Source organism: Undibacterium sp. SXout20W (assembly GCF_049340285.1).
GTDB lineage: Bacteria > Pseudomonadota > Gammaproteobacteria > Burkholderiales > Burkholderiaceae_D > Undibacterium.
Genome location: NZ_JBMPPH010000040.1, coordinates 1 through 17,558 on the forward strand (window position 1 = coordinate 1; position 17,558 = coordinate 17,558).

The window sequence follows — 17,558 nt, forward strand, 5'->3', positions numbered from 1 at the left end:
GGGTAAGATGTGTGTATGTCATTTCGGGCAACTTTGACTTGGAGGTCTGGAAGGCCGGATGCTACTGCATCTTCCCACCTTTAACCATTTATCTTCAGTTGCACTTCATAGTTGAACTCGCGATTCAAATTAAATGTCGTTTATAAATTATCTAAAAGACAAGCGTATCAAGTAAGCCAAGGCAGCAACACACTATATGCTAATTCACACACAACAAGTTGACGTATCGTTGCGAAAAATGAAATTCGCATTCATATCAATATATCTGTTGCCAAACAACTGAGTGGGCACGGCTGTTCGGATCAACCGGTTTGCGAAAATAAAAAAACCCGTAAAAACGGGCTTTTTCAGTCAATCTACGCTAGCCTACAAAACTAGCGCGTATCTACATATTAAAATATCAATAATAGTCAAAAAATCAGACTAAATTTTGATTTTAATCAATTTACCCAATTTTTCGATACCCTCATTAATGCGCTCTGGCGAGACCGTCACAAACGATAAGCGCAAGGTATTTTTTTCTGGCTCGTTCGCATAAAATGGACCGCCAGGAACGAAAGCCACATTTTGTTGGATTGCCTCATCCAGCAACGCTTTGCTATCGATATGCTTCGGTAAAGTTACCCAGATAAACATACCTCCTTCGGGACGTGTCCAACTTACGCCTTCAGGGAAAAATTTCGTCATCGCTTCGAGCATCACGTTACATTGACGCGAGTAGAAAGCACGGATTGTCGGGATATGCTCGCCCAGAAATCCATCCTTAATCACTTCATACACGACCATTTGTGTCAATTGTGCTGTGTGCAGATCCGCCGCTTGTTTTGCCTGTTCCAATTTGCGAATCAATGGCACTGGTCCAACAACATAACCGAGTCGAATACCTGGCGTGAGCACCTTAGAAAAAGAGCCCATGTAGATAACGCCACCTGGGTTCATATTCAACAGTTTCGGCAAAGGCTCACCGCTGTAGCATAAATCACCGTAAGGATTATCTTCGATCAGAGGAATTCCCATGCGAGCGCATGTTTCGACCAATTCCAGGCGACGTTCTATCGACAGAGTACGGCCCGTCGGGTTTTGAAAATTTGGCAGGGCATACATTAAACGCGCCCCCTCGCCTTTCGCGGCAACTGATGCAGGAATCAAACCGTGCTCGTCTGTGTCAACGGATTCAAACTGCGGCTGATAAACAGAAAATGCCTGTAACGCACCAAGATAACTTGGCGTTTCAACCAGAATTTTACTGCCTTCATCGATCAACACTTTACCCAGCAAATCGAGACCTTGTTGAGAACCAGATACCATCAAAATCTGCTCAGGCAAAATTTTGCAGTCTGCTGTTGACAAGGACGCAGCAATAAATTCACGCAATGGCGCGTAACCGTCGGTTGGGCCGTATTGCAGCGCCGATTTACCTTGTTCTGACAATACTTTGTCAAATGCGGCTTTCATCCGCTCGACCGGGAATGTCTCCGGTGATGGCAAACCGCCTGCAAAAGAAATGACTTCCGGACGCATGGTCACTTTTAATATCTCGCGAATCGCAGAGCTTTGCAGCTGCTCTGCACGTTCTGAGAATTTCCAATTAATAGGGTTAGGATTTTCAAGTTTCATACTGGTCTCACTGGAAGTGATGCCATTACAGGCTATTTAATTATGCGTTACACCAATGCAAAAGCTTCTGCATTGCTTATACGTTGATTTAATGCTTCACGATGCAGCTTAGACAAGCTCAACGATCATTTCTATTTCGACGCAAGCGCCCATAGGAATCTGAGCGACACCAAATGCTGAACGTGCATGTTTGCCTTGATCACCAAATACTTCTGCGATCAATTCCGAGGCGCCATTAGTTACCAAATGTTGCTCGGTAAAATCAGCTGTCGAATTGACGAGACTCATCAGCTTGACGATGCGTTTAACGCGATTGAGATCGCCACCGCAAGCCGCTTGCAAAGTTGCCATCAAATCGATTGCGACAGCGCGGGCAGCCAATTTGCCTTCGTCCGTGCTGATATTTTTGCCGAGTTGGCCAACCCAGACCTTACCGTCTTTTTTGGCGATATGACCGGACAAGAAAACGGTGTTACCCGTTTGCACGTACATTACATAGGCAGCCGCTGGTGCAGCAACGGCAGGCAATTCAATATTCAATGCTTGGAGTTTTTCGTAAAAAGACATGGTCATTCCCAAAAATTGTGGTGGCATCGCCAACCAGAGTGGTAAATGCAAATATGGCGCAAACGGTCAGTTTCGGTATTCGTTTCTCAACGACTATTCATCGACTATTTAGCTACTATCCAACGACTACTCAACGGTTACTCAAATAATATTCGACAAATAGCTAGCGGAGACGACAGACAAAACCGACAAAACTTTGCGCCTATATCTTGCGCATAGCTCTCTATTGTAAGCCTGCACCTGCCCTATTCATACCCCCAAATTCAAGTGGTCTTATTGATTTTATTTGGTCAAATTCTGTTTTAGACAGGGTCTAACGATGAATCTTCATTTGTCGTCCCAGACTGACAGTGCCGATCACCGCCGCAGCAAACACAAGATTGGTCATGTTTAAAGATTCACCGACAATGAGAGAAGCACCTAAGAGACTCAGGAAAGGTTGCAGCAATTGCACCTGTCCAACGCGGGCAATACCGCCGGTTGCCAAACCTTTGTACCAAAACAAAAATCCTATAAACATCGAAAATACAGATACATAGGCAAAACCACCCCAGGCTGCGGCAGACGCATGGGCGCCAAATTGCCACCATGCCCAAAGCGTCAGACTCAAAGTTACTGGCGATATCAAAATCAACGCCCAGGCAATCACTTGCAAGCCCCCTATCGTTTGCGCTAGTCGTCCGCCTTCTGCATATCCCATGGCAGCCAATATCACTGCGCCAAACAGTGCAATATCTGCCCAACTCAATCGACCTGCTCCCTGCGTTAAGGCAAAAGCGAGTACCAAAGCGCTGCCTAAGGCTGCCATGCACCAAAATCCTATCGAAGGTCGCTCATGAAAACGCAGCGCAGCGAACAAAGCAGTCGCCAATGGCAAAATACCAAGAACAATCGCGCCATGCGCCGCAGCCACATGCTGCATTGCCAGGGTACTCAACAAAGGAAATCCCAGTACCACACCGACGGCGGTAATGAACAAAGGTTTCAGTTCCGACCTTTGCGGCAGACGTGCTTTCTGTAACCACATCAGCAATCCCGCCAACACTGCCGCCACAACGGCACGCCCCATGGCGACAAAAATGGGATGCAGCTCTGCGACGGCAAGCCGTGTAAAGGGCAAAGTCAGACTGAAAATGGCAACCCCGGCAAAGCCCAGCCACATGCCTTTGATTTCTAGTCGTTTTTGTTCAGATGCTGTTGAAGTCATACTACTTCCATTAAAAATTTCGCTCAATTCTGACCTCAATGTTGATTGTGAAATTGACATATCAAAACATTGAATAAAGCACTACAAACTAAACATCCATACCGCGGTAAGCGCCAGCGACACTCCCATACAAAGATTAAACGTACGCAAACGCCTGCCAACATTGAGCCAATGCCTTAGCTTATCGCCCATCCACGCCCAGGTCAGCAAACTGAGAGCACTCGGCAGCGCAAAGCCGACGCTCATCCACCCCATGCGTGAGAAAAATTCACTTTGGCCAATCGCGTAGGTTGACGTTGCAGCCACGAGCATCATCCATGCTTTTGGATTGACCATCTGAAATACGGCTGCCTGCTTGACACTGAGAGGATGCATGCTTTTACTGTCCGACAAACGAGCAGAGAAACACAAACGCCACGCAAGTACGAACAAATAACCATTCCCCGCAATCTTCATTAACAGCACTAGTTGTGGGTGGCCGGACAATAAAGAGGCGCCACCCAGACCAATCGCCCACATCATGAGGACGAATCCCAAAGGCACCCCCATGACTTGCGGCAGTGCAGCTCGCAAGCCGTGATTAACACCGGTAGTAGCTGCGATTGCGACATTCGGACCAGGTGTAAATGAGCCTATCCAGGCGAACATCGAAAAAGCGATAAATTCAGTCAATGGCATGCGGTCTCCGGCGTCCATGATGGACAAATGTGAGTGTATAAAGCGAATATACTACTGGGTGTATATTTATTTACCCTTGTTTTTACAATGATAAATTAACTATTTTTTAATATACCCCAGTAAATTCTGCTTTTGATATGAAGCAAAAAATCATACTGGATTGAGGTTTTTGTGAAGCCGATCATTGTGTTGGCAAGCTTTCGTCAACGCCGATGTTAGCCCCGATGTTAGCCCCGACTTCAATTCCATAGACAAACACCTGAGTCAAGACATGTCAATCATCGTTCATACGTTGTTGATGCATGCAGGAAACATCATTCCACAACCCGGCTTTTGATCCGTGTTTGTGCTATCCTAATCGCAAAAACCAATACAGTACCAATACACTAAAAACGATAATTTCCACACTGTTCCGGTCACTTCCCCAATACACACGACGATAACGAAAACCTCATCATGGCGACACCAACGTTTTATATCTCTCGCGACTCTGGCAACTCTTTGGTTGAGCAAATTGTCGCTGCGGTGGCAAATCGTATTGACGACAAGTTGTTGCGTACCGGGGCGCGCATGCCGTCCATACGCCAATTTGCTGACGAGCAGCATGTATCGCGTTTTACCGTCGTCGAAGCTTACGACAGGCTGGTTGCCAAGGGATATCTGGAATCACGGCGTGGTGCAGGTTTCTTTGTGCGTGAACGTGCTTCCATGCTGAGCAATGCCGCCGTCAGCACACAAACTACAACCAGCGGACAGCAATTGGATGTGGTTTGGTTGGTGCGCAATATGTTTCGCCAATTACCACCGCAAAAGATGCCAGGCTCCGGTGTTCTGCCCCACGACTGGCTCGATGGTGAATTGGTGGCAAACGGCTTGCGGGCGATTAGTCGGCTGAATCAAAATTTGTTGCTGCATTACGGTACACCGCAAGGTTTTTTGCCGCTACGTCAACAATTGCAGCTTAAATTAGCGGAATTAGAAATCGCGGCAGCACCAGAGCAAATTGTCATGACGACTGGTGTTACACAAGCACTTGATCTGGTTGCGCGTGAATTTACGCGGCCAGGTGACACGATTTTTGTTGATGATCCGGCCTGGTTTCTGATGTTTGGTTCGTTCGCGATTTTAGGCGCTAAAGTCATCGGCATTCCTCGATTGCACGATGGTCCGGATGTTGCCAAATTGGCGGAATTGGCGGCAATTCACAAACCCAAACTGTATATCATCAATTCGGTCATGCACAATCCGACGTCCACATCATTGTCCGCAGCCAAAGCGTTCCAAGTCTTGAAGACCGCTGAATTGCACGATTTTATTGTCGTCGAAGACGATATTTACTGCGACATGCACCCTGGCAGCGCAGTGCAATCGGCAACCCGCATCGCCGCCTTAGACCAATTAAATCGGGTGATTTACCTGGGCGGTTTTTCTAAAACCTTGGCGGCGAATTTGCGCGTGGGCTTCATCGCGACGTCGCCTGAATTAGCGATTAGATTGTCGGATCGTAAAATGTTATCGACCTTGACGACGACAGAAATCGGGGAACGCGTGGTGTATAAAATACTATCTGAAGGACATTATCGCAAACACGTTGATCGCATCCGCGTAAAGCTCGACGGCGTCCGCGATGACATCACAAAACGCTTGGAACACATCGGTATCAAGGTTGATTATCGAACGCCGGCAGGGATCTTTTTGTGGACAGAGACCGGACTTGATACGAATAAGCTGACTGAGAAAGCTCTAGAACAAGGGTATTTACTCGCCCCTGGCAGTTTGTTCTCCCCGCATCAAGCACCGTCCACCAAGATGCGCATTAATATTGCGGCAATGTCGGATACGGGCGTATGGGATTTTCTAAAAAAGGAATTGCGTTAGTCCGATAACGATATCAAGCCACTATCAAGCAACGAAAAGGCTACTATCACGCCACTATCAGGCCACTATCAGGCAACCAAAAAATTCGTGATTTTACCCTTGCCACGTGCATTGCCTGCACGATGCAAGAGGGCGGATACATTATCACCCTCATTCATCGTGGCAACGCCGATCGTTGCATCAATTTTAATCTCTTTACCGGCAACAGTAATTGGCATAGAAACCACCGTCGTTTGAGTACGGCCAGCGATCTTCTCAGCATCGTTGGCCGCCGCCTCTGGCAATAAGACGCAAAACTCGTCACTGCCATAACGCGCCAGACTGTCGTAAGAGCGCATAACGCGTTTAATACGCCGTGTGACTTCGACCAGAATAATATCCGCGGTTTCAGGGCCGTATTCATCGTTAATTTTCTTAAAATCAGCAACGTCCAGCACCAACATCGACATGGGCTTGGTCAGACGTTTGTGACGTTGCAATTCGGCATCTGCAAGACGCATGAATTCGCGCCAATTGGCAACACCAGTCACAGGATCGATGCTGGCTTGACGGTCTAATTCTCGTTCGGCACTCAGTAACTTACGGCGATACCGATGCACATAACTAGCGATCGCATGGCCAGTCACAGCACTGGCAGGCAACATCATCGCCACACCCAACGAATAGCCATAATAGGGGGCCTGCTTAAAGGCCAGCAATACGAGCGATCCGACAACAAAACCAACCACAGGCAAACGCAATTGCGGTAACGGTAAAGGCACCACAATAAACGTCATCAGGCAGCCCCAAATGTCGATCAAATAGTGGCCATAATAATCACGTGGAGTGCAACAATTATTGATCAATTGCAGCACCATCACCATCACGATCCAGCGCAATAAATACTGATCAACGACCGGCGCAGTACCCAATTTTTTGATTTTGCGCAAGAACCACCACGATAGCGCAATGGTAACGGCACGCATCGATAGCAAGATTGCCGTTGCGAACGAAAATTGGTGAAATAATATATCGATAAAACTCAGTGGTAGCATCGCCCACATGACAACGCGCACCACCAAGCTCGCCTGCGAGCGATCTTGTATCTGGAAATAATTTCGGTATTGTTCTTCGGGAATTTCTTGATATGTTGTTTGCATTTTTGATTGCCTTTAGCATTCAGGTTTTATTATTAAAGCAACATTTTTCAGAACTATATCATTGTGCTAAGTCACTGTGAACCTTCGCTCATGGTGCAAGCCGTGCAGTGATCAATGTCTCTCATGGAGCTTACTCTTCATTGCAGACGAACGAATGATTTCCCTTTCCCCGTTCAAGCCGTCAGACCCACATCAAACAGCACCATTTTTTACGATTCTCTTCAGAAAATCGCTGTTTTTTAGGAGCGAAGCACATATCTATGCTACATTCTCACTCACATTTTTAAGCGTTCATCATGCACATTATGCCTTCGACACACCCATTTGCTGAATTTTTTGCAGGTTATTTACCTGTTTTCAGCATAGACGCGTGCTGTTGTTGCATTTGCTGCTGTCGCTGCGGTTGTTGCTGTTGAATCTACGCAACTAAAGCCGATTAGCACCTATCTCGTTGATAGCGCACGCCAAGCACTTACCTTCTCATTTTTTTATTCATTGTTAAACCAAGATGGACATACTTCTTTACGATAACTGGGAACGCCGCCTACGCCCCTTCACACCGCTACGCAACGATTGGGTGGGTTTGTATTGCTGCGGCCCGACGGTCTATGACTACGCGCATATTGGCAATCTGCGCACCTATCTGTTTGAAGACATTTTGCGTCGCACCTTGGAGTGGAACGGTCACACCGTACGTCACGTTATTAACATCACTGACGTAGGTCACCTGGTGTCAGACGGCGATGATGGTGAAGACAAGATGGAAAAAGGTAGCCGTAAGGCGGGTGAGTCTGCATGGCAAATTGCGGATCGCTTTACAATTGCTTTTAAAGCAGATTTGCAACGCCTGAACATTCTTGAGCCAAGTGTATGGTGTAAGGCAACAGAACACATTGCGGAGCAAATTGACTTTATTTCTTGCATAGAAAGTAAGGGATTCACATATCGCACCAGCGACGGTATTTATTTTGATACCAGCAAACAAGATGATTACGGCTATTTGGCGCGTATCAAACGTGATGCCATCAAAGCAGGTAGCCGCGTTGAATTAGGCGAAAAACGGAATGCCACTGATTTTGCTTTATGGAAATTCAGCCCTGAGAATGAACATCGCCAAATGGAATGGGATAGCCCTTGGGGTCGTGGTTTTCCGGGTTGGCACATCGAATGCTCGGCAATGTCGGCAAAATATCTGACGCCTTGGTTTGATATCCATTGTGGCGGTGAAGATCATATTTCCATCCATCACAGCAACGAAATTGCGCAAAATCAGGCATGCCATGGCACCCGCCTGGCCAACTTCTGGATGCACGGCTATTTCTTGCAAATCGATTCTGGCAAGATGTCGAAATCCAGCGGTGACTTCTTGCGCCTGCAAACTTTGCTGGATCAACACATTGATCCGCTTGCCTACCGTTACTTGTGCTTAAGCGCGCATTATCGCAGTCAGATGCAATTTAGTTTTGACGCCTTGCAAGCAGCGCAAACCGCGTTGCAACGTTTACGCGATACCTTCTACGCGTGGCCAGCTGGTGGCAGCGTGAATGCAGATTTCAAAGAAAAATTCACTACTTTTGTGAATGAAGATTTGAATGTCCCACGTGCATTAGCGTTAGTGTGGGAAATGCTGAAATCCGATTTATCAGATGCCGATAAAAAAGCGACGGTCTCTGAGTTTGACCAAATTTTTGGTTTAGGTCTGGCAAATTGGGTACCGCAAGCACTAGAAATACCTGCGGAAGTACAAGCACTGGCAGATCAACGCCAAGCTGCACGCGCCGCAAAAAACTGGGCAGAAGCAGATCGCCTGCGCGCTGCATTACATACGCTGGGTTTTGAAGTTGAGGATAAAGCGGGCAGCATGAATATCAAGCGTTTGTAACGCAAACGAGGATTCAAAAAACTGCTACGGCATCATTTTTAGCGTTCAACAAAAATGACCTTCGCTGCAGTTTTTTTGCAACTTCGCACCCACTTCTTTGCGATAAAACCGCGCCCTCATGGGCGCGTTTTTTTTGTTGCAATTACTAGAAAGCACAAGCGCCAAAGGAGGCAATGGATCGCGTCTTGTAAGACTTACCCACATAACCTAAATTACCCCATTCATTACCGCGATGCCCTGCCGTGACACCATTACTGAATGCACCGATACCACCCGCGTGCGTCAATACATCAGCATGCGCTACCAAATCCAGGTTTGGTAAATTCACTGGCTTGCCGTAGTTAGATATGGTGCCGTAATAGAATTTATTCAAACATGCAAAATTCGTCCCAGCTGTGGCAGCATCAAAAAATTTGGTTGTAGCCGTCATATACGGATGATCACCAGGATTTAACGTGGCGTCTGATTCGGTCGTATGGACCACAATTTTAGACGCTGCTGGCGCTTCAAGCTTAACAATGCCAGCAAGCACATCACGCACATTGGCGGCTGAATATACAGCGGTTCCAGTGACCGGTTGCATGCTGGCGACCAGGCCACTCTGCAGCGCACCGAGACCAAGTGTCTGCGTTGCAGTACCGACGATATCGGGCAGTTTCAAGGTGTACAGGATCACATCGCCCCAACCACCAAAATCTTTGCGCTCCAGGGTCATACCGCCAATCGTCACATTGGCTGCGGTGTACAGGCCACTACCACCGCCCCGGGCTTGAAAACCTGCGAAGAAGATCAATGCATTTTCCAGCCCATTCTGACGTGCTTTCCAATATGGATAGGCGCTGTTCGGTTCGCCACCAATACCTGCGTCTCCTGCACTCAAAATAATGAATACCTTTTTGTCTTTGGATTGTGCCGACATGGTCGTCGCCAGCGGTGCCGCCATGAAAAGTGGAATCGTGTTGGGAAATGCGCCAACGAAAAAACTCACATTGCGACCGGCTTGTATCGGCGGCGTAATAGTTTGCGCCATCGCGTTCACGCTCACCATGGCGAGCAAAAATATTTTAATTAACGTTTTCATTTTGAATCCAGAATTAAAAAGTGCAGACGCCTTTGGGTTGATTGGAACCTGTGATGTAATGTTTCCCTAACCAGGCGAGATGATCCGCTTCCCAAGACATGCCACGTGTATGTTTGAGCATGCCCGTTTGCACGGCAGCAAACGTACCAGCATGTGCATACTTATCAGTCGTCGATAGATTTTCTGCTAACTGACTCATCACGTAGGTCTTATAAAACGTATTGCCGACGCAAGCGAAGTCTACTGTGGCCGTGGCATCTAAAAAGAACTTCGATGAATACATGTGGTCCGGGTGATCGCCAGGATTATTGGCAGAATTAGGATCCATCAGATTGAGCCAGATTTTTGTCGCAATCGGTGCCTCACTTCTGATGATGGCCTGCAATGTCGCTGTCATTGAATCTTTGGAAAAGGTTCGCAAATTATCCAATGCAGTTACTTTAGCTAATGGCGTCGTATATAACCCTTGGATAGAGCTATCTGGCAATAAAAAGTTATACATGACAATGTCATTAGAAATAACCGTGCGGGCTAACGTATAACCATTCTGACTGACGTACGTCGTTACTGGATCAGTTGCTGCGCGGCTCGCGAAACTGAACATGAATGTGACAGCATCCACATGACCTGCTGCGCGGGCAGCCCAGTATGACGATGAACTACCACCTTCAAAGCCCAATCCACCGTCCCCCGCAGTCGTAATAACAAAAACTTTTTTCCCAGTCGGATTCGCTTTCATGTCATCGATGATGCTTTTCCCCATAAATAACTCAACATCATCGGGATGACCTCCAACATAAAAGCTGACAACTTTATTGGGCGTATATGGCACAGGAGAAACGCTCTGAGCTTGAGCAGACGCAGCAGCCACGGTCATGGCGATTATCATGCTGCTAGCAAACAAAAATTCTTTCAACATCCAGAACCTCATTATATGTAATAGAAACAACAAGAACCGGAGATGGTCTTTTTTGCCTGCTAGGTAGCCATACCATTTGCTACCGCTATTAGATCTTTTGATAACGCCTAATAGTCCTCGCAACATAATCTCCTGTAACCTGGTTTTCGACGATCAGATCAGCAAAACCAAGTTAAACAAAGTCTAAATATATTCGTAAAACTGCTCTATCTCTTTTGAGCATTTTTTTACAATTGATTACAGATTACGTAACAAATTTAATACTATTTGAACGAGAAAAATAAGCTTTTTGAAACTAAATTTCCTGTAGGAATTATATTTTCGGGGCGATAAAAAAATTCACGCGTAAATTCGTAGTTTGTCTGCGAAACGCGCAAATAGGAGATATGCATTGCCAATGAGCGCAAGTATGCGCCATCGCGAGGCGAGTACAAGGTACCTCTTTAGAATCCCGACTTAAGCCAATTCATGGGAGTATATTTAAATTTAACGCATATATCTCGGTAATCACGAGGGGCTTTATACATACACCACCCAGTATAAAAACACAAAACCCACTTCAGCGGGTATTGCAACAGAAAACTTGAAATCCCGACCAATGTCCCCATTTTGGCTAAGCTAGTTTTTTCATTGCAGCGGATACAAGACTGCTCCAGCTTTGCCTAAGTCGCCTTAATTAATGTAAGTGCGTAGGTATGTTGGAACACTTTGCTAACCCATCAATGATTCGGTAATTTCATTTATTCATTTTAAGACGACCTTCCTAACCTAATTTCCGAGGAAAAAAATGTCAGAAAAACAAACTCTGGGCTTTCAGGCCGAAGTCAAACAATTGCTGCAATTGATGATTCACTCCTTGTATTCCAACAAGGAAATCTTCTTGCGCGAGTTAATCTCCAATGCGTCGGACGCCTCCGATAAATTGCGTTTTGAAGCAATCAATAACGCTGCTCTGTTTGAAAACGATGCTGAGTTGCAAATCCGGGTCACATTCGACAAAACTGCTCGTACGATCACGATTTCTGATAACGGAATCGGCATGAGCAAGGCTGATGCAATAGAACATCTGGGTACGATTGCAAAATCTGGTACCAAAGAATTTTTCGGCAAACTGTCGGGCGATCAGCAAAAAGATGCGGCCATGATTGGTCAATTCGGTGTTGGCTTCTACTCTGGCTTCATCGTTGCCGATCGCATCACTGTTGAATCTCGCCGTGCCGGTGCAGCAGCAACGGAAGGTGTGCGTTGGGAATCCGAGGGCGCCGGTGACTTTAGTGTCGAAGACATCACGAAAGCAAGCCGTGGTACTGACATCATCTTGCATCTGCGCGAAGGTGAAGATGAGTTCCTGTCTGCCTGGAAGCTCAAGTCTGTTATCCGCACCTATTCCGACCATATCTCTCTGCCAATCAAAATGCAAAAAGAGGAATGGGATGAGGAGAAAAAGGAACAGGTTCTCAAAGATGAATTTGAGACAGTGAACCAAGCCAGTGCATTGTGGGCACGGAGCAAATCAGAGATCACGCCTGAACAATACGAAGAATTTTACAAGCACGTTTCACACGATTACAGCGCCCCACTGACGCACACGCACAACCGCGTTGAAGGTCGTAGCGATTACACGCAATTGTTGTACATTCCAGCACGCGCACCATTCGATCTGTGGGATCGCAATAAACGTGGCGGCATCAAGCTGTACGTTAAACGCGTATTCATCATGGACGATGCGGAGCAATTAATGCCCGTTTATTTGCGCTTCGTCAAAGGCGTGATTGACTCCAACGACTTGCCTCTGAACGTGTCTCGCGAGATTTTGCAAGAAAGCCGTGACATCAAAGCAATCCGTGATGGCTCCACCAAGCGCGTGCTTGGAATGTTGGAAGATTTAGCGAATGCAGAAGGCGAAGAAGCTCCAGCAAAACACGAAAAATACGCGACGTTCTGGAAAGAATTCGGTCAAGTATTGAAAGAAGGCATCGGTGAAGATGCGACCAATAAAGATCGCATCGCTAAGCTGTTGCGCTTTGCTTCTACGCATAACGACAGCGATGTGCAAAACGTCTCATTGGCTGACTATCTGGCACGCGCCAAAGAAGGTCAGGACAAGATCTACTACGTCACGGCAGAGAGCTATGCAACAGCGAAAAACAGTCCGCATTTAGAAATTTTCCGCAAAAAAGGCGTCGAAGTCTTATTGCTGACGGATCGTGTAGATGAATGGATGCTGTCTTTCCTGAGCGACTTCGAAGGCAAAGAATTAGCATCTGTGGCGAAAGGTGGTCTGGATCTGGGCACATTGGAAGATGAGGCTGAGAAAAAACACCACGCAGAAACTGAAACCGAGTTCAAGGATCTGGTAGAAAAAATGAAAGCGGCGCTGGCGGACAAGGCCAAAGACGTGCGCGTTACTTTCCGCTTAACAGATTCACCTGCGTGTCTGGTTGCCGACGAACACGACCTGTCTGGCAATCTGGCGCGGATGTTAAAAGCAGCGGGTCAGGCTGCACCAGAATCGAAACCAATTCTGGAAATCAACCCGGATCATCCATTGCTGCAAAAGCTGAAATACGAAGAAGCCAAATTCAGCGACTGGTCGCACATTTTGTTTGATCAGGCATTGCTGGCTGAAGGCGGTACGCTGGCGGATCCAAGCAGCTTCGTTAAACGTTTGAATGAGATGCTATTGAGCAAGTAAGCATTGCGCTTGGCAGGATCGAATAAAGCCCGATAGCAGAAACAGCTTTCGGGCTTTATTATTTTCCAGTTGGCAGTAATCGGCGGATGAACTCCTCCCCTGACCACCGTTCGAGGCTACATTTGGCGGGTTACCTTCGCCCTACTCACTTAGTGCAGATGTTGATGTTGATGTTGATCTAGGAGTCGCCCGATGCAGACAAAGGAATTTGTGCCGCACAAAATTGGTTCACATAGTTACAAAATACGGATTGAAGATATCTCACTTTTCTCAATCGATAACGGGAAAGTTTCTCGCTTTATTGGCTACCAATTAACGTCCCTGGCAACATCTTTCCATTTCAACTTTTTTACCAAATCAACAAGCTCAAAACCATCAGTCAGCGGGTTGCATTCTTGAAACCAGACGAAAGTGGCAGTCGACATTAAATAATTGGGATTATTTGCTGGTTCATCACTACGCAGACTCACAGCACAGGCATAGGCTGGCAAGGCCACGCAGCGGTCAGTCGATTTTTGTAAAAACAAATGCGGCTGATGATTTGAAGAACTCTCCTGCACGTCTTTTACAAATTGCTGCACCAGCTCTTGGTTGACTCTCTGATCTTCAACGCCTTCAAGAAAACCTGAATAGATATTTTTTACGAAAATTCTTTCAATTTCCTTGACGCTTTTGCCGCATTGAAAAACGATATCGTTCATAGTTAATACCTTTTTCTGTTCTAATCGTTCATAGAAAATTGAAATCTGCCATTTTTCTCTACCTTGGCATCGTCGTACACATCATCCAGCAACTAAAACATGAGAGGCGCCCTGCTATCGACCATGAGCTATAGAATTGTCGAAGGCTATTTGCGATTTTTGAAGCGTCACAGCCTTGGTAAATATATTTATATTCAACTCAGAAATATATAGATTTTAATTTAAAAAAGTGTCGAAATTGTCTTTAAAACCACATTTTTGAAAAATATCACGCAAAATAAAAAAGCGAACCTCCATTGGGTTCGCTTTATGTTCGCGGAGATTCGATTTACTTTGAGGGGAATTTTTGGCTCTTTAGCTGCTTGCGAAACCAATCTTCCAGCATTTTTGCTTCGTAAGGAAAGCTTCCATTACCCATGTTAATGGGTCGACTCATCATAAAGCTCATATCCGAAATATCTTCTTTACCTTCGGCAACGACAAATCCTTTTCCATCCGTCATCACATAATTCAGTGACATACGAGGCCAATAAATATCTTTGATGATACGAATATCATTACCTGCGGACATCATGACAGGACGCACTTCGCCTGCCAGGTCAAGATCCGTTACGGTAACTTTCCATTGCACTTCATCAGGCAATTTTTTGGCAAGATCCTCGAATACCAGTCCCAACTCTTGAAAAACGTGTTTGCGGAAGTTTTCCCGACTTTCATTCGTTGGACGAATATCAGCGTATTTGTCTGGATCTTGCCAGGTCACCTGAACTGTTCCCGCTGAGGCAAAATTACTCACTAAGCTACTACCAATTAAAGCGAACATCAAACAGAATTTTTTCATTTCAACTCTCCTTCTTTACATGAACCAGCAGCATGAATTTCTGAATCCATCTGACGTGCTGCATGCCAGTTCAAAATAAAACAGCCAGACATGCTGGCTGTTTTATGCGTTACACGTCATTTCTTTTAGTGAGTAACACGAGTTGTTCTGCCGTTGGACAGCAGACGTACACGTTCACCTACATTAAATGCTTCATCAGCATCTTGCGTAATTGCTTTGATATCGCCATTATCGAGACGCACCGTGATTTCGAGACCAGGCTTTTGACTCAGATTATTTTCGACTTTCTGACCAAGAATACCGCCCGCGACAGCACCAACAATCCCTGCCGCAATCGAACCATTACCACCACCGATGCTTGAACCAGCGGCAATACCACCCAATGCGGCACCAGTCACTGTACCAACACCAGTTTGGCCTTTGTCGATCGTTACATTGCGAATCGAATCAACATATCCCATACGAACAGTTTGTTCAGATTGGGTCTGTCCAGCACGATACACGCTACCTGAATTGGATGGTGTAGAACAGGCACTTAACAGAACTATGGGTGCCATCGCCGCTACCAACAATAATTTTTTCATCGCTATCTCCTTGTTTCCAGCATTTAAAAATAATGCATCATCAGCTATTTAACACTATCCTATGATCCTTCGTTAAGCAAAAAGTTCTACTTTTTTGTAGCGTTTCCTAACAAACCAGTGCAACCGAGGTCAATTTACCGCTTTTATCAACAAAATCGATTAAAACCAGTGATATACATTGATCAAATGCCAGATTAAATGCAACTAATATTTAACATTCTTCTAATAAACAATGTCCACGCGCAACCACGACCTTGACCGTACTTTAGCCAATCACGATACGTCTTTGTCGGGGTTTCCTGCAGTCATTGATGAGCGAACACACACCTTGATCTTAGGTAGTTTTCCGGGCGAAGCATCATTAAAAGCACAACAGTATTATGCATTCCGGCACAATCAATTCTGGCGCTTGCTATCTGCACTACTGGAAATAGATTTAGTGACGCTCGACTATCCGGAAAAGCTCGCCATCCTGCTTACCAATGGCATCGGCTTGTGGGATGTGTTTAAGGCTTGTGAGCGCAAGGGAAGTCTGGATTCTGCAATCCGTGCCGGCCAACTCAATGATTTTGCGGCGCTGCAACACCAATATCCGAGGTTAAAAAGAGTCTGTTTTAACGGCAAAACGGCGGCTCGGATACAAGCACACTTCCAATCACAAGGTTACGAGACGCTGGCACTTCCGTCTTCATCACCTGCTAATGCAATGCAAACATTTGAGCAAAAATTATGCGCTTGGGAGCAGATTATCCCGCCTTTCGAGACGATAATAAAACCTGCGCTGCCGTCACCAAATTAGAAAAACACCCGTTGCCAACACCATTTTGCGTTAAAACGACACGGAAGGTAAAATACCTGCATGCTTATTAAACGTAAATCTATTGAGGCCGAAGCGAACCATCGCTCAGGTCCCAAGGCTGCCGCAGCCAAAAAATCTCCCCGCAAACCAAAGTTTGCCTCGGTTACCTTGTCAGAACTGGATGGCGTGCGCTTTCTTCACTTCGGTACTGAATGGGTGCAAGGTGCGATGCGCCTGCGCAAACCGGATAGTATCGAGCTTGAATACGCACAGCAAATGATGATCTGGATGTTATTCAATAAAACGCCACAGCACATCGTGCAGCTTGGTCTCGGTACCGGAGCACTGACCAAATTTTGCTACCGTCAGTTTGAAGAAGCGCGCGTCACGACCATAGAACTCAATCCTGCCGTCATTACAATTTGCGAAAGCATGTTCAAATTACCAATGAACGATGACCGCTTGCAAGTCATTGAAATGGATGCCATGGATTTTGTTATGGACGCGAACAATGCCGACAGTATTGACGCGCTGCAGGTGGATTTATACGATGCGACTGCCAAAGGGCCAGTGCTTGATACACCAGAATTTTATGAAGCTTGCGCAGCGTGCCTGAAAGACGACGGCATTCTGACCGTCAATTTATTTGGGGACCATCCGAGCTACGCAAAAAATCTAAAAGCATTACGTTTTGCCTTCAGCGAAGTGTTGTGCCTGCCAGAAGTCCATGATGGCAATGTTGTTGCCATTGCTTTCAAACAAAGACAAGCGCTAGACTTCCCAGCATTATATGCTCGTGCCGATGAAATTAAAGTTCAGACCAAGCTACCTGCAAAATCGTGGGTCAATGGATTGAAAGCAGCGTGCGATCCGGCATAAATTCTGTTGCTATCGATCAGTATTGTTATCCATCAGTGTTGTTATAAATTAGTGTCGCTATTGATCTGACAATGTTTTTGCCAATGATTCC

General features: G+C 46.1%; 15 protein-coding genes. 5 read left to right on the plus strand and 10 right to left on the minus strand.

The features are described 5' to 3' along the window. Positions 1-423 precede the first annotated feature (423 nt). From ACO0K1_RS16265 to ACO0K1_RS16280, 4 genes are all read right to left on the minus strand, one after another. Positions 424-1,617 carry a PLP-dependent aminotransferase family protein gene (locus ACO0K1_RS16265; RefSeq protein ID WP_423027594.1) on the minus strand — a complete coding sequence of 398 codons (1,194 nt, stop codon included), beginning with the start codon at positions 1,615-1,617 and terminating at the stop codon, positions 424-426. A gap of 108 nt (positions 1,618-1,725) precedes the next feature. Then, the gene (locus ACO0K1_RS16270; protein WP_423027596.1) at positions 1,726-2,184 is read right to left on the minus strand and encodes a RidA family protein; all 459 of its coding nucleotides are present in this window, start codon (positions 2,182-2,184) and stop codon (positions 1,726-1,728) included. Between the two features lie 313 nt (positions 2,185-2,497). Next, positions 2,498-3,391, minus strand: coding sequence for a DMT family transporter (locus ACO0K1_RS16275; protein ID WP_423027598.1), 894 nt, complete (start codon positions 3,389-3,391; stop codon positions 2,498-2,500). An 81-nt stretch (positions 3,392-3,472) separates the two neighbouring features. After that, complete coding sequence (locus ACO0K1_RS16280) at positions 3,473-4,069, minus strand: LysE family translocator (protein ID WP_423027600.1); 597 nt, start codon at positions 4,067-4,069, stop codon at positions 3,473-3,475. Between the two features lie 456 nt (positions 4,070-4,525). On the opposite strand from ACO0K1_RS16280, the gene ACO0K1_RS16285 reads away from it, so the two are divergent. Then, complete coding sequence (locus ACO0K1_RS16285; RefSeq protein ID WP_423027602.1) at positions 4,526-5,947, plus strand: PLP-dependent aminotransferase family protein; 1,422 nt, start codon at positions 4,526-4,528, stop codon at positions 5,945-5,947. Positions 5,948-6,015: 68 nt separating this feature from the next. Here the strand turns inward: ACO0K1_RS16285 and ACO0K1_RS16290 are convergent, their stop codons facing one another. Further along, positions 6,016-7,086, minus strand: coding sequence for a GGDEF domain-containing protein (locus ACO0K1_RS16290; RefSeq protein WP_423027604.1), 1,071 nt, complete (start codon positions 7,084-7,086; stop codon positions 6,016-6,018). A 508-nt stretch (positions 7,087-7,594) separates the two neighbouring features. Between ACO0K1_RS16290 and cysS the strand changes: the two genes are divergently transcribed. Beyond that, positions 7,595-8,968 carry a cysteine--tRNA ligase gene (gene cysS, locus ACO0K1_RS16295; protein WP_423027606.1) on the plus strand — a complete coding sequence of 458 codons (1,374 nt, stop codon included), beginning with the start codon at positions 7,595-7,597 and terminating at the stop codon, positions 8,966-8,968. A 145-nt stretch (positions 8,969-9,113) separates the two neighbouring features. On the opposite strand, the gene ACO0K1_RS16300 is transcribed toward cysS, so the two are convergent. Further along, positions 9,114-10,049, minus strand: coding sequence for a hypothetical protein (locus tag ACO0K1_RS16300; RefSeq protein WP_423027608.1), 936 nt, complete (start codon positions 10,047-10,049; stop codon positions 9,114-9,116). A 13-nt stretch (positions 10,050-10,062) separates the two neighbouring features. Continuing rightward, on the minus strand, positions 10,063-10,968 hold the full coding sequence (locus tag ACO0K1_RS16305) for a hypothetical protein (protein WP_423027610.1): 906 nt from the start codon (positions 10,966-10,968) through the stop codon (positions 10,063-10,065). Positions 10,969-11,755: 787 nt separating this feature from the next. Between ACO0K1_RS16305 and htpG the strand changes: the two genes are divergently transcribed. Further along, entirely contained in the window at positions 11,756-13,663 is a 1,908-nt protein-coding gene (gene htpG, locus ACO0K1_RS16310) for a molecular chaperone HtpG (protein ID WP_423027612.1), read from the plus strand. Between the two features lie 305 nt (positions 13,664-13,968). On the opposite strand, the gene ACO0K1_RS16315 is transcribed toward htpG, so the two are convergent. The 3 genes from ACO0K1_RS16315 to ACO0K1_RS16325 all read right to left on the minus strand — a co-directional run bounded on the left by ACO0K1_RS16315 (position 13,969) and on the right by ACO0K1_RS16325 (position 15,789). After that, on the minus strand, positions 13,969-14,364 hold the full coding sequence (locus ACO0K1_RS16315; RefSeq protein ID WP_423027614.1) for a hypothetical protein: 396 nt from the start codon (positions 14,362-14,364) through the stop codon (positions 13,969-13,971). A gap of 328 nt (positions 14,365-14,692) precedes the next feature. Next, complete coding sequence (locus ACO0K1_RS16320; RefSeq protein WP_423027616.1) at positions 14,693-15,205, minus strand: DUF3016 domain-containing protein; 513 nt, start codon at positions 15,203-15,205, stop codon at positions 14,693-14,695. A 125-nt stretch (positions 15,206-15,330) separates the two neighbouring features. Further along, complete coding sequence (locus ACO0K1_RS16325; protein ID WP_423027618.1) at positions 15,331-15,789, minus strand: glycine zipper 2TM domain-containing protein; 459 nt, start codon at positions 15,787-15,789, stop codon at positions 15,331-15,333. Positions 15,790-16,021: 232 nt separating this feature from the next. On the opposite strand from ACO0K1_RS16325, the gene ACO0K1_RS16330 reads away from it, so the two are divergent. Together ACO0K1_RS16330 and ACO0K1_RS16335 are read left to right on the plus strand one after the other, a co-directional pair. Beyond that, positions 16,022-16,588 carry a DNA-deoxyinosine glycosylase gene (locus tag ACO0K1_RS16330; RefSeq protein ID WP_423027620.1) on the plus strand — a complete coding sequence of 189 codons (567 nt, stop codon included), beginning with the start codon at positions 16,022-16,024 and terminating at the stop codon, positions 16,586-16,588. Between the two features lie 60 nt (positions 16,589-16,648). Then, complete coding sequence (locus ACO0K1_RS16335; RefSeq protein WP_423027622.1) at positions 16,649-17,467, plus strand: methyltransferase domain-containing protein; 819 nt, start codon at positions 16,649-16,651, stop codon at positions 17,465-17,467. The last annotated feature ends 91 nt before the right edge of the window (positions 17,468-17,558 follow it).